Origin of the sequence: Pseudomonas sp. LW8 (genome assembly GCF_041956865.1) — a bacterium.
Taxonomy (GTDB): domain Bacteria; phylum Pseudomonadota; class Gammaproteobacteria; order Pseudomonadales; family Pseudomonadaceae; genus Aquipseudomonas; species Aquipseudomonas siliginis.
The window spans coordinates 21,092-33,000 of record NZ_CP168137.1 but is presented as its reverse complement, the minus strand read 5'-3'; the positions used below and the strand labels follow the sequence as shown (position 1 = coordinate 33,000).

The 11,909-nt window shown below is 51.8% G+C and carries 16 protein-coding genes; 13 read left to right on the top strand and 3 right to left on the bottom strand.

Features of this window, described 5'->3' with window-relative positions:
* Positions 1-42: 42 nt before the first annotated feature.
* Complete coding sequence (locus AB9L16_RS00195; RefSeq protein ID WP_375122164.1) at positions 43-489, bottom strand: DUF6392 family protein; 447 nt, start codon at positions 487-489, stop codon at positions 43-45.
* A 163-nt stretch (positions 490-652) separates the two neighbouring features.
* On the bottom strand, positions 653-1,000 hold the full coding sequence (locus tag AB9L16_RS00190; protein ID WP_375122163.1) for a helix-turn-helix domain-containing protein: 348 nt from the start codon (positions 998-1,000) through the stop codon (positions 653-655).
* Positions 1,001-1,260: 260 nt separating this feature from the next.
* Between AB9L16_RS00190 and AB9L16_RS00185 the strand changes: the two genes are divergently transcribed.
* The 9 genes from AB9L16_RS00185 (at position 1,261) to AB9L16_RS00145 (ending at position 7,549) form a co-directional block, all read left to right on the top strand.
* A complete protein-coding gene (locus tag AB9L16_RS00185) occupies positions 1,261-1,794 on the top strand; it encodes a transcription termination/antitermination NusG family protein (RefSeq protein ID WP_375122162.1) in 534 nt (177 codons plus the stop codon).
* Between the two features lie 84 nt (positions 1,795-1,878).
* Positions 1,879-2,103 (top strand): hypothetical protein, encoded by a 225-nt coding sequence (locus tag AB9L16_RS00180; RefSeq protein WP_375122161.1) that lies wholly within the window; start codon positions 1,879-1,881, stop codon positions 2,101-2,103.
* Positions 2,104-2,119: 16 nt separating this feature from the next.
* Complete coding sequence (locus tag AB9L16_RS00175; RefSeq protein ID WP_375122160.1) at positions 2,120-2,470, top strand: hypothetical protein; 351 nt, start codon at positions 2,120-2,122, stop codon at positions 2,468-2,470.
* On the top strand, positions 2,442-2,777 hold the full coding sequence (locus AB9L16_RS00170) for a type IV secretion system protein VirB2 (RefSeq protein ID WP_375122159.1): 336 nt from the start codon (positions 2,442-2,444) through the stop codon (positions 2,775-2,777). The genes AB9L16_RS00175 and AB9L16_RS00170 overlap by 29 nt, the downstream gene beginning before the upstream one ends.
* Positions 2,778-2,798: 21 nt before the next feature.
* A complete protein-coding gene (locus AB9L16_RS00165; protein ID WP_375122158.1) occupies positions 2,799-3,236 on the top strand; it encodes a VirB3 family type IV secretion system protein in 438 nt (145 codons plus the stop codon).
* Positions 3,205-5,538, top strand: coding sequence for a VirB4 family type IV secretion system protein (locus AB9L16_RS00160; protein ID WP_375122157.1), 2,334 nt, complete (start codon positions 3,205-3,207; stop codon positions 5,536-5,538). Before AB9L16_RS00165 ends, AB9L16_RS00160 begins: the two co-directional genes overlap by 32 nt.
* Before the next feature lie 8 nt (positions 5,539-5,546).
* Positions 5,547-6,224 carry a P-type DNA transfer protein VirB5 gene (gene virB5 / locus AB9L16_RS00155; protein WP_375122156.1) on the top strand — a complete coding sequence of 226 codons (678 nt, stop codon included), beginning with the start codon at positions 5,547-5,549 and terminating at the stop codon, positions 6,222-6,224.
* A 49-nt stretch (positions 6,225-6,273) separates the two neighbouring features.
* On the top strand, positions 6,274-6,600 hold the full coding sequence (locus AB9L16_RS00150) for a hypothetical protein (RefSeq protein WP_375122155.1): 327 nt from the start codon (positions 6,274-6,276) through the stop codon (positions 6,598-6,600).
* Between the two features lie 10 nt (positions 6,601-6,610).
* Positions 6,611-7,549, top strand: coding sequence for a type IV secretion system protein (locus AB9L16_RS00145; protein WP_375122154.1), 939 nt, complete (start codon positions 6,611-6,613; stop codon positions 7,547-7,549).
* Positions 7,550-7,938: 389 nt separating this feature from the next.
* On the opposite strand, the gene AB9L16_RS00140 is transcribed toward AB9L16_RS00145, so the two are convergent.
* Entirely contained in the window at positions 7,939-8,079 is a 141-nt protein-coding gene (locus tag AB9L16_RS00140) for a hypothetical protein (protein WP_375122211.1), read from the bottom strand.
* 58 nt (positions 8,080-8,137) lie between these two features.
* Between AB9L16_RS00140 and AB9L16_RS00135 the strand changes: the two genes are divergently transcribed.
* Genes AB9L16_RS00135 through pilP form a run of 4 tightly spaced genes read left to right on the top strand, consistent with a single transcriptional unit; the run spans position 8,138 to position 11,905 of the window.
* Positions 8,138-8,374 (top strand): TcpQ domain-containing protein, encoded by a 237-nt coding sequence (locus AB9L16_RS00135; protein ID WP_375122210.1) that lies wholly within the window; start codon positions 8,138-8,140, stop codon positions 8,372-8,374.
* Positions 8,374-10,074 (top strand): PilN family type IVB pilus formation outer membrane protein, encoded by a 1,701-nt coding sequence (locus AB9L16_RS00130; protein WP_375122209.1) that lies wholly within the window; start codon positions 8,374-8,376, stop codon positions 10,072-10,074. The genes AB9L16_RS00135 and AB9L16_RS00130 overlap by 1 nt, the downstream gene beginning before the upstream one ends.
* A 3-nt stretch (positions 10,075-10,077) precedes the next feature.
* Positions 10,078-11,391: a type 4b pilus protein PilO2 gene (gene pilO2 / locus AB9L16_RS00125; RefSeq protein WP_375122208.1), complete on the top strand. Its 1,314-nt coding sequence runs from the start codon at positions 10,078-10,080 to the stop codon at positions 11,389-11,391.
* Positions 11,381-11,905, top strand: a complete 525-nt coding sequence (gene pilP, locus AB9L16_RS00120; RefSeq protein WP_375122207.1) for a type IV pilus biogenesis protein PilP — start codon at positions 11,381-11,383, stop codon at positions 11,903-11,905. Before pilO2 ends, pilP begins: the two co-directional genes overlap by 11 nt.
* Positions 11,906-11,909 lie beyond the last annotated feature (4 nt).

Sequence of the window (11,909 nt, the reverse complement as noted above, 5' to 3'; positions counted from 1 at the left end):
ACGCTAGGCGCCGGCCAGTGCGACGCTACAGGTTGTTCGGCATTAAACGTTTCTGTCAATTAATGAAAAAAGCAATCTGCTTAATTGCATGTTTTTTACGTACTGAAATTCAACTAACGTTGCAGGATGCCAACTCGGGTCAAGTTGGTAAGTATCCCAACCGTTCAAACCGGTTCCCAAAAGCTCCATCGCTGTTTTGGAGAATATTGGAACTCCAAAGGCACTATGCACCTGTTGTTGATTTTTTATTTCCTTAAACGGCTCCGGTAACTCACCCGTATAAACTGGTAGATCAGAATCTTTCAGTGTTATGTGTACAACCTCGAAACGTAAGGTTTCGGGCCAGAATATTAACTCAATCCCAGGAACCGGCTCGATCTCTAATGATTCACCATCTTCATACAAGTCTTGTAGTGGAAGGTTATCTATTACTTCATTCGCAATTAGAGCATCGTAAGAGCAGCCTAGGTTCTTGATTAAACGTTCCATATTTACGGAGTTCATCTGCGCCTCAGACCTGTTGAAAAACCCCCCAGACGCCTCTCGCGCCCGGTAGGGGGGCGATAAGATGCCGTGAAGCCAGATTTTTTACCAGACTTGACGTGGCACAGTGCTAGCTACCATCTGAATAGAATCCTACCGCTTGTCTGGTTTAGCGCAGATTAGCTCTTTTTGCTGGGCGAGCAGCGTCAATTAATCGCTGCAGAATAATCGGCTCGTCGATGCGATAAACCAAATCGATGAGCGTTGATCTCAGCTCGCTTACGGTTTGCCATCGAACATCGCTTTCACCAGGTAGAAAGTCGATTGGAGACACTTCAAAGAATTCGGCGACCTTTACCAGCTGTTCGCCATCCAGAGCGTATTCCCCTCGTTCATAGCGACCTACGGTCGTGTCTTCGCAACCAATCACTTCGGCCAACGCCGCCTGAGTGATCTGCCGAGCTTTGCGGTGCCATCTGATTCTTGAACCGATGAACGTCCTGATCGGGGAGGTCATTTTTCCGCCTGAAATCCGTCAGTTTCAGGAGTGCCACGGGAATTTACAGGGCATAATTGCATTTTCTGCATTTTTGGTTGAATACTTTATTGTTTATGAATAAAATTGCGTACTGGCATGGTGCCATTGCAATTTTTAACACTGTTCATATAATCGGCCGCCGTCAATAGACGGTATGGCACCCCCGCAAAGGAAGGTGCTGAAAGGGATGGGCTACGGCGCGTTTGTGGCGGCGCGTGCCCGAACACAGGGGTATAGGGATGTTTCGATGGCACTTGATAACACATAATTTCCATGCATTTCAGTTAGTTACAAGCAAAATCAAATTGCTAGGAGTTGAGGTTTACGCTCCTACCAAAATGGAGGTGAAGAAACGCCGAGACTGCAACGCGGTACGGGTCACCGAGACCCAGTTGTTCCCTGGCTACCTTTTTGTCCGGCTCGACCCTGAGCTGGTGCATCCATCCCAAATTTCCGATATTCCTGGCGTTAAGGAATTTGTTCGGTTCGGCGGGGATATCAGCACCGTTTCCAATGGGCTGATCGAGGCACTGAAGCAATCGCTGCTGCTGCGCACCGATAAAAAGGTCACCAGCCTCGAATGTCGCAATGTTTCTCCTGATGTTTTGAAAGCCCTGTCTGAGATCGCGCTGACTCAATCGAAGTTGGAGCGGCAGACAAAGCTTTTCTCCTTGCTGCAAAGCGAGTCTGAGTTAATCACCCAGGGCAACCGCCCCTACTCGCGAATCGCTTCCGTTATCGAGAAGCCGCAGGTCAACGAAAAAGTCTGGTAAACCGACTGCTCGAATAAGTTAAAACACTTTGAACACACTGCTTGCATGCGCAAGGCGGTGTGTTTGCATTTGTCTGGAGAAACTATGAGTACAAACGAAAAACCAAAAATTGGAGGGCCGACGAATACCAAGGTGGTGCATGTTGGAAGCGAGTTGTTCAAAAAGCTTGTTGACGAAGCTATCGATATTAGTCATCAAGGCCGGCGCCAAATTACGCCGTCGCAAATCGCTCAATACCTCATTAATAACTATTTGCCTGTTGCGGCAAAAAAACTTCTCAAGGAAATTAAAGAAACCGAGGAAAAATAAAATGGTCGCTAGAGGCATGTTGTTGTTGATAGCGCTCGGTATCGCAACTAATGCGACAAGCGCGGAAATCGTTAAAAACAAAGAAATCCCGCCAAGTGCAAAGGAATCTCGCCAGTCCCCATCGGCTGAGACGGTCACTGATCCGGTGTCCGACCTGTTTCCCGTAGCACCAAGCAACTCCCCTCAGCAAGTTGCGCAGCCAACACCGCAATCCGTGCAGCCAACTTATGAAAGCTGGGATGTCCTGCGGCAATACCCTCGCTTTACACAGCTCCCACCTCCTTCGGTATCCGAATCGAAGGAACAAGATCATCAGAAAGAAACAAAGGAGAAACTCGATGTTGAGAAAAAAGCTGTTGAAAAATAAACGGCTGTCACGGTTGGTCGTGACTGCAATCTGCTGCGCGCCTCTGGTTGCTATGGCCGACTGGGACAGCGGGATGCAAGACACTGCTCGAAGCATTCGATTGGTGCTTTACACCCTAGGCGGCACTATCGCTGGTGGCACCCTGGTTTGGTCGGGCATTCAGTGGCTTATTTCCCGCTCGAACGGTGATCATTCACACACCTTCTTGGACTACCTGAAGCAAGCGGCTGCTGTGGCCGCTGTTGGTGGTTCCATGGTTCTAGCGGCGGGTGCATGGCAACTGATGGGATCCGGCAGCGCAGGTTGATGTGAATGCTGGAGGGCAGTTATGTCAGGCATAAAGAAGTTGATCTTTGAAAGCTACAACGCAATGTCGCGTCCAGCCAAATACTGGGGGATACCGATCATGCCGCTGTTAGGCCTATTAATGGCCACAGCAGTAAGTTTTATAGTTGGCATGGTTATCCTCTCTTGGATATGGGGGTTGGTCTTTGCGTTTCCATTCGTGGTGGCAATGATTGCCCTCCGGTTGATCTCCTCTATTGATGATCGGTACTTCCGGCGCGTGCGCTTTGCGATCAGGCGGATTCGACTCAACTTTAAATACGGTAAGCGGCTGTTATTAACATCCTTTAATCCGAAGTGGAGCCAATATTATGCAAGGCGCTTTGCTGAAAAACGCTATGTCTCCGGAGGTTTTCGTCCCTCTAATGCGATATCACGTACACGAAAACATGGTGACTCTGCCGGGGAATCGACTAATTAGTCTTCTTCGGCTGAAAGGCATTTCACATGAAACACGTAGTGATGAAGATCTAGAGCGAGAGTTTTACCAGCTCAATCGATATTTTGTTGCGTTGGGTAAGAAAGAAAGCAAAAACCTGATGCTTCAAACCTACGTGACAAAAACCGGCATTGAACTTGATACCCAGTATTCTATGGAACTGCCGGCTCTTCAGGATTTTGTTGATGCCTACACAGAACCTTTCCGCAACGGGACGTTTCGTGAGGTCGGTTACTCCATTGCTCTTATCCTGAAATACAAGGATTTGGACTCTGGCATCAAGTCGATGCAGGAGCTTCTGACTATCTCCCAAACGATGTTGGCCGATTACGACGTCGCGTTTATGGGGATGGAGGAGAACAAACACGGTGCGCTGTTCTCTCAGATTGGCCGTTTTTATAGTCTGTTACTCAATGGACATGAGCAAGATGTGCTAGTGAGCGACACGCGCCTCGGTGAAGCAGTCATCGATAGCGTCACGAATTTCGAGGCTTACGATTACGTTGAAAATCGTCCTAATCGGGGTGGACAACGATTCGCTAGCACCTACGACTTGCGTGATTATCCCGCCGGCGGTTCAGAGCCAGGCATGTGGGACGAAGTAATCGAATACCCCTTCGATTTCACCCTAGTGCAGACGTTCCTGTTCGAAGACCGGAACAAAGTGAAGTCGGACTTCAAGAAGCACATTGCTGACTTGGGTTCGGTGGAGGGTGAGTCAAAGCAAGCGAACGAGCTGGAGAAGGCCATTCAGGAAATCACCCAGGGCGAAAAGGCATTTGGTCGCTACCATGCTTCGCTGATTGTTTACGGTGATAGTCCCGATGCCGCTATTGATAACGGCGCCAAGATGGAATCCGTCTTTACCGTTCATGACGCGACGTTTGTTCGGTCGACGATGAGCAACATCTACACTTGGTATTCGCAGTTCCCGGCCGCTACAGAAGTGCTGTACCCGATGAGCAAGTCTACAGAGAACTTGGCTTGTGGCTTTTCGCTGCACGCTACACCGGGGGGTAAGGCCAAGGGTAACCCGATCGGCGACGGCACTGCGTTGGTTCCAATGCGTACGGTCAAGGATGGTTTGCATCTGCTGAACGCGCATGACAGCCCAACGGGACAAAATAACCTCGGTGAAAAGCTGCCAGGCCATATGGCTGTAACCGGCCAGACAGGGGTTGGCAAGACAACTTTTGAGGCGATCCTGCTTACGTTTGCAAGCCGCTTTGACAACATGCTGTTTGGCATTGACTACAACCGTTCTCTTCAGAACATCCTCATGGCCTTGGGCACGCAGTACTACACAATCTCGCCAGGGATCCCAACGGGATTTAACCCATTTCAATTCCCGGATAATCCGGAGTTGCGACAGTTCCTGTTCGACACCGTCTTGACTTGCGCAGGCGGCAAGGCCATCACAAATGAGGATGAGCAACGCGCAATCCAGGATGGGATCACCGCAGTGATGGAACACTCCAACGTCGCCAATCGTGGAATGTCGCTGCTCCTACAGTTCATCCCGAGGATTGGCGGCAATTGCCTGAATACCCGATTGTCAAAATGGTGCAGGCTCGCTCACGGCTACAAAGGGCAAAACGCCTGGGTGCTGGATTCACCAGTTAACGAGTTCAATCCGGCAGCGTTTCGACGTCTGGCGTTCGACTGCACGAAAATCCTGAAAAAAGAGTTTGCTTCAAAGCATCCGGAAGCGATGGAAGTCCTATTGAACACGCTGTTTTATATGAAGCGTGTCATGCACGCTTCCAAACCCGGCTCGCTGCTGTTGAACGTAGTGGCTGAGTATTGGGCGCCGCTTTCATTCGAGAGCACTGCAGATGCCATCAAGGAGATCCTCAAGAGTGGTCGGACTCGGGGCGAAACGCTGATCATGGACACGCAGTCGCCAGAGGATGCGCTCGCCACTCCTTATGCCGCCGCTGTAGTACAGCAGGTCATTACGTCGATCTGGTTGGCAAACAAAAAGGCCGATCGTGAGGGGTACGAGCGTTTCGGGATCAAAGGCAAAGTGTTCGACGCAATCGTTGATATGCATCCGCAGAGCCGCGAAATGGTTGTACTTCAAGGTAATCAGGCGGTAAAGCTGAAGCTGGTACTTGACGAGAAGCTGAAGTATTGGCTGCCACTTCTGTCCTCGACGGATGAAAACCTTGCTGTTGCAAAGAGGATCCGTGAATCGCTGAACACCACCGACCCGGCAATCTGGGTACCGCCCTTCCTGGCTGAAATGGCCCAAATCACTGCGCAGCAAAAGCTTCAGCGCTGAGGTATCAAATGAAAAAGACTTTGCTCGCGGGGCTTGTAGCCGCCGCGCTGATCACTGTTGTCCCGGCGGTTAATGCTACCGGTATTCCAACGCTGGATGCCGCCACCGGCATTATCTTGACTTCTAACGCTTTGGCTCAAGCGCAACAAGCACTTGATGCGTTAAACCAAGCCAAAGAAGGTATCGAACAAGCCCGGGCACAGTACGAGAACTATAAAGGGCTGATTTCCGGTAATTCCAATATGGGGGATTTTCTGGATAATCCGACACTCAACAAAATAATGCCGCTCTCGGAGTGGGAGGATGTTTACAGTGATGCGAAAGATCTTCCCAATCTGCGTAATCGCTATAACTTGCAGTCAGACAATCCCGATATACAGAAACAGTTCGATAAGCTTCTTGCTGTAACTGGTATGCTCGAAACCAACTATAACGCAAGTACGGAGAGGGTAAAAAATGCTCAACAACTCCGTCAGCAGTTGAATGCTGTGGAAACCCCGCAACAAAAAGCTGACTTGCAACTGCGATATCAGCAGGAATTGTTAGAGTTGCAGAATCAGCAAATACGAATGGAAAATATGAAAATGCTAACGGAGCAAAAGGAAAAGATGGAAAGCAAACAGCGCTCTCAGGCATTCGAAGATTATATTCGAGGTAATAGCAAAACAGTACCAAAATACAATTAAATAAACTATACTTGTGTGGTTTATCTAAATTGGTCTTTTGGGGGTGTGTATGTCTCGTAAAGTTCTCGCTGTTTGCGGTTTGGCTGTATTCGCGTTGCTCGCAGGTTGCGGTGCTGACAAGCCAAGTGCGTTCGTTGGACATTGGGTGGAAGTAAGCAGTGCCGATTCAAAACCGATGACTCTGGATATATCTAAAGAGGGTGACGTTTTTCACATCGATGAAAAAAAGAGCCTGTTTGGCAAAGAGTTTGAAAGCAAACTCGAAGGTAAGGCCGATTCGGACTCAACCTTGAGTGCCAAAGGCGGCGCAGTGAGCTTTCGCCTACAGGACGGTCGCCTCTTCTACAAGGGGCGTGAACTGAGTAAATCATCGTGAAGGAGGCTCAATGGATTTTCAGGTCGCGGGCGAGCTATTTCAGGCCATAGACGATGCACTTAAAGGCACCTTAGGAAGTGGCATGGCTAAGGTCATGCTGGGTGTTAGTGCGTTGTTCGGGACAGTCTGGATTACGCACTTTGTGGTCAAGAGCATCTACTGGTTGTTTCAAGGGATTGATGGCATCTTCCAAGACATCGTTATCAGCATCGGGAAGATGGCATTCATTGCGTACTTCGCTTTTAACGTGTCTTGGTACATCCAAACAATTGTGCCGTTCGCCACCGGGTTCCCCGTTTGGATGGGCGGAATTCTGTCAGGCCAAGAGGGCAACCAGACCAATCAGGTGGACACGCTGATTATCAGTTATATCGATTCTCTGGATAAGCTGATTTCTTTGATGAAGTTCGGGTTTACAGAAGATTGGTCTGTAATGTTTTATGCTGTTGTAGTTGTCTTGTTTTATCTGATTGGCGGCGTTCCTTTTCTATCAGTCTGCGTTGGGACAATGATCACTTTGAAAGGCGCCTCGACTATTATCCTTATAATCGGGCCGCTATTTATTGCCTTCGCTCTGTTTGAGCAAACGCGTCAATGGTTTTGGGGGTGGGTTTCTGTAGTAGGGGGCTTCATGCTTACGCAGATCCTGATTGCGGTAATAGTCGGCATTGAAATGGGTTTTATTAATTCGTTCATTGTAAAAGATGGCGGATTGGAAATTACGCTGAAGACTGCTTTTAAGATTCTCCTCGTTTTCGGCTCTTTTACTATGCTGATTACTGAGTTACCCGGTTACGCCGCCTCCATCATGGGAGGTACACCTTCCGGTGGCGTCAGCGGTATTGGATCGTTAATTGGTAAAACATCCGGACTCAGTGCAGCGCGCTCGATGGCCGGCGCTGCTGGAAAACAATTACTCCGTTTAAGAAATCGAAACCAAATCAAATAATCCCCGCTCGATAACAGCTTCGTTTCCCTTCTTGTTTCATCGTTTTTAAAAAAGGTACTAGCCATGAATTGCAAACTCGTTGCGAGTGAGCTGCTTTGTGCTGCCTTGCTTTTGGGATGCAGTGCGCCGAAATTAACGTTGCCCTCGGGTGACTGGGTTGAAGTTAATCAGCCAGCGTTTCCAGTACCGCCCAGGGCAGCAGTTCCACCGCTTCCTCCTAGTCCTCCGCCGATGCCGGTTGCACCAATATCAACAGCACGAGCGCCCATCGTTTTCGGGCCGGCTACTGTGCCAGCGAATACAGCCTCACAGCCTCCGCTAGCTGCGACTGTCCCGGGATCGCTGGGATCCTCACCGTCAACAACTTCGCCAGGCAAACCCGCTGTCGCTCAGCTGGTGATGCCGTTGAAGCCACCTACTGTCGTCGCTACAGCGGAACCGGCGAAACCGGTCACCTTGCCGCTCAAAGTCTTTGCAGCCCCACCGGTGCCGCCGGTACCGGTCATCGCTCCAGTTGCAAAACCAATCAAGCCCGCTCCTATCCCCAAGCCGGTTTGGGAAGCGAAACCCGGGGATAGCCTGCGCGGTGTGATCAAGACCTGGAGCCAGCGAGCCAACTATGAAGTTGCCTGGGATGCGGAAGACCTTGATTACCCGATCGATGCTCCGCTGCGCTTTGAAGGCAGCTACGAGGAAGCAGTCGCCGGCATCTTCCAACTGTACGAAAAAGCTGAGCGGTCATTCGTTGTTGATGGGCGGCGTGCGCAGCATCGTTTGAACGTATCTGAAAACTCCGTCAAGTCGAAAAGCAAGAGGGCGCCATAATGAAAACCCGTCCTAGGGCAGTTGCCCTAACGATGTTGCTCACGTTCGCGGTCGGGTTGACTGGCTGCGAAACCAAGCGAGTAGGTGAGTCGATGGATCGTGTCGACTCAACGGCGGGCAAAGCAAACGCTTTGGCAGGGTCGCTGCGTCAACAGTCCGGAAACGCCCGCAAATCGGTGATGTTCACCAATGAACAATGGGTGAACACGCAACCGCTGCAGTTGAAGAAGGGCCTGCCGGCGACCCGGGACTGTGAGGTCGGCTACAACGAGTCGCGAACACTGCAGGAGTTCGCGCAGTGGGCCAGCCATGTTTGCGAAAAAGCCCCGACTCCTGTCCAGGTCATGCCGGACGCATTGGACGGCGGCGCGTCCTTTATGAAAAACAAGGGTGGTACTCGAACTACCGGGCCGGCGCCGATGGCTTCGAACGATTCAATTTCCGATCTGTTCCCTGGAAGCCCTACCACCTCCTTCGGCGCCGCTGCGACTAGCAGCGCATCGTCGTTCGGTAATCGGTACGTGAGCGCTCAGCGTTACGAGGGACGCCTATCGGCCTTGCTGGACTCTGTTACCGGAAGCTTGGGCCTCTCTTGGCGGTACGACACCTCCGCCGGCGCGATCAAAATCTATTACTTGGAAACGCGGCAATTCCCGATCTATGCCTTCAACACGACCTCGACCTTCAAGTCTGAGGTTAAGTCTGGTATGTCGTCGACGGCGGGTACATCCGGCGGTGCAGGGCAAGGAAGCAGCTCTACCGGGATGAGTGGCGAGTCCGGAAGTAGCCAAAATACTCAGACCGATATGGTTTCGTCAGTGCTGAACGACATTGAAAAAAACGTCAGGAACATGCTGACGATGGATCAAATGTCGTTTTCTCGTGCGACTGGCGTGATCAACATCACTGACCGCCCCGACGTTCTCGATGCTGTGCAGGCGTACCTGGACAAAGAGAACCACCGGATTACCCAGCAGATCCTGATCAACATCGAAGTGATCTCGGTGAAGCTCTCAGATAAAGATCAATACGGCATTGATTGGAGCCTGGTCTACAAGTCGGTCAGCGGTAATTGGGGGTTCGGTCTAGGCAATAAGTTTCCGGGGATCGATGGAAGCGCGGTCGGTGGCTCCATCAGCATTCTTGACACTGCAAGCTCACCATTCGCGGGATCCAAAGCGATCGTTCAAGCATTGACCCAGCAGGGGCGAGTTTCGACAGTGCGAGCGCCTTCTGTGACGACGTTGAACCTGCAGACAGCGCCGGTTCAGGTGGGCAGGGTGAAAGGCTATATCGCCTCCAGCGGATCCACACAAACAGCCAACGTGGGCACTACAAGCTCACTGGTACCGGCTGCGATCACTTCCGGCTTCAACATGGCGCTTTCGCCAATTGTTATGCCGGCTGACGAGTTGTTGATGAAGATCGCGATCAACATGAGTACCGAGCCTGAGCTGGTGAACTTCACCAGTGGCGATGCAAAAGCTCAGGTGCCGAGCTATGACCTGCAGATCTTCGACCAGACCGTCAAGCTTGAATCTGGTCAGACCTTAGTGTTGAGCGGCTTCGATCAAACGACCGAGAACGCAAGCAAGTCAGGCGTTGGAGCCGCTTGGAACTGGTTCTTTGGAGGCGGCGGTACTCGTGAGACAAATCGTGAGGTACTGGTGCTATTGCTCACTCCGATCATTCTGGGGTGACCTATGCCACCTATCCCAATCAGTGACATCAGCATCGTCAAGATCAACGGCAAGGACTTCGTATCAGGGCTAATGTGGCAGCCGCTGTCTCGACCAAGGTCATACATGGCTGAGGCTCGGGAGATCGGCAAACGCGACTCAATGGACATTGTTGCGATCCGGCTGGGCCTGAGCATGATTCAGGCCGGGTTCGTTCAAAAGGGCAATGGCGTCACCAAAGGGATGTTTTCCCTGGCGTCCGCACTGGCTGGACAGATCCGCGAGCAATCGTGGATTGGCGCCTTCTTGCTCCCCAACGGTTTGTACGCGCTCGTTGCTGTCCATGGTGGGCTGATCGTCCCTGGCTGCGATGTCATCGGCGGAAAAGACCAGATTTTCAATCTGCTGGTTGAGAAGGACAGCCAGCGCCGAATCATGGAGTTCGACAAGGTTTATCACCCTGAGGACTTCGGTTATCGCGGCGCCCCCCTTGACATCGAGGAGGTGCTACCGAGCGGCGCAAAGCTGAAGGACTACGCGCTCAAGCCTTTGACCTTCGGGTTAACCAAACGGGAAATCATCACCATCGGTTGCACGACCTTGGCCCTGGTCATTGCGCTGATCGGGTACTCCCAATGGACGGACTACCAACGTCAGGAAGCAATCAAAGAGGCCGCACGCCTAGAAGCAGAGCGCCTAGCGAAACTCGCCGAGCTTAATGCTCTCGCCGGTGCTGAGCAGACTTTTCAGGCATTGCAACACCCGTGGGCATCCATTCCTGGCATCGAGGACTTTCTCAATGCATGCCAAGGGGCGATTGACTCACAGGCACTTTCATTGGGTGGCTGGCCTTTTGAGTCAGCGTTATGCAACACGGCGATCATCGAGCCTGTTTACAAGCGATCCGGTACGACATTCAACGACCTTATCGCTGCAGGTCAAGGCCGTTTTCCTGCTCCACCTGTTTTGATGGAGGGCGGAGAACGGGCGCGCTTTGGTGATGAAATCAAGTTGGGTGTGGGGGGGGATGACGAGCTGTCGGGCTTCGCCGTTGTTCAGGCGAACTTTACATCCCACATGCAGAAGCTGGATCTGAAGGCGGAATTGGTTGAGGTACCGGCTACGCCGCTACCTGCAAATCTACCAGGTCAGGAGCATGCACCACCGCCTCCGTTGCCCGACTGGAAGACGTACAGCTTTTCGCTGACCTCGCCCTACACACCGAAATTCATTTTCGCTGGCCTGAATCTGCCAGGTGTACGCCTGGTGGAAATGACCGTCGTTCGCGAAGGGCACCAGCTCAGCTGGAGTATCAAGGGAGAAATTTATGCGCGTTAGCCCATTACTGTTTGCCGCACTTGCTTTGCAGTCATTCGCTGTCTGTGCCGCAGTTAAACCGCTCGCCACGGTCGGCGATTTATCTGAGATCCAGAGTGAAACCATCATCTTCGATGCTCAGGCAAAACGCGCCGAATCCAAGGCGAAAATGCAGGAGCTATCGGCGAAGGCCGGTGATGATCCCCAGTTCGAAAAGGCCCAATCCGGTGCGCCCGTGGCAGTGGTGGCTGCCGATCTGCCAACAGTGACAGGTATCTCCGGTGCTGCTGGCCGTCTATACGCCACCTTTCGCTACGCAAACGGCACAACGGTCACATCCAAATCGGGCGAGTCAATCGCCGGCGGATTTCGTGTTGCCGAGGTTGGCATTGATCGCGTGGTGTTAACCCGCGGTGACCGGCGAATTCCGCTGCAATTTGGTGTTTCCGCCGCGCCGGTGCAACAACCAATGCCCGTGCAATTACCGGGCTTCAGTGCCCCGGCCTCATTGCCGGCAACACTCCCGTTACGTTGAGGAA

Coding starts and splice junctions, on each gene's coding strand:
- AB9L16_RS00195 (WP_375122164.1), bottom strand. CDS start 489: ATGGAACGTTTAATCAAGAACCTAGGCTGCTCTTACGATGCTCTAATT.
- AB9L16_RS00175 (WP_375122160.1), top strand. CDS start 2,120: ATGTTGTTGTTGATAGCGCTCGGTATCGCAACTAATGCGACAAGCGCG.
- pilP (WP_375122207.1), top strand. CDS start 11,381: ATGCGCGTTAGCCCATTACTGTTTGCCGCACTTGCTTTGCAGTCATTC.
- pilO2 (WP_375122208.1), top strand. CDS start 10,078: ATGCCACCTATCCCAATCAGTGACATCAGCATCGTCAAGATCAACGGC.
- virB5 (WP_375122156.1), top strand. CDS start 5,547: ATGAAAAAGACTTTGCTCGCGGGGCTTGTAGCCGCCGCGCTGATCACT.
- AB9L16_RS00160 (WP_375122157.1), top strand. CDS start 3,205: ATGGTGACTCTGCCGGGGAATCGACTAATTAGTCTTCTTCGGCTGAAA.
- AB9L16_RS00145 (WP_375122154.1), top strand. CDS start 6,611: ATGGATTTTCAGGTCGCGGGCGAGCTATTTCAGGCCATAGACGATGCA.
- AB9L16_RS00130 (WP_375122209.1), top strand. CDS start 8,374: ATGAAAACCCGTCCTAGGGCAGTTGCCCTAACGATGTTGCTCACGTTC.
- AB9L16_RS00170 (WP_375122159.1), top strand. CDS start 2,442: ATGTTGAGAAAAAAGCTGTTGAAAAATAAACGGCTGTCACGGTTGGTC.
- AB9L16_RS00185 (WP_375122162.1), top strand. CDS start 1,261: ATGTTTCGATGGCACTTGATAACACATAATTTCCATGCATTTCAGTTA.
- AB9L16_RS00165 (WP_375122158.1), top strand. CDS start 2,799: ATGTCAGGCATAAAGAAGTTGATCTTTGAAAGCTACAACGCAATGTCG.
- AB9L16_RS00150 (WP_375122155.1), top strand. CDS start 6,274: ATGTCTCGTAAAGTTCTCGCTGTTTGCGGTTTGGCTGTATTCGCGTTG.
- AB9L16_RS00190 (WP_375122163.1), bottom strand. CDS start 1,000: ATGACCTCCCCGATCAGGACGTTCATCGGTTCAAGAATCAGATGGCAC.
- AB9L16_RS00180 (WP_375122161.1), top strand. CDS start 1,879: ATGAGTACAAACGAAAAACCAAAAATTGGAGGGCCGACGAATACCAAG.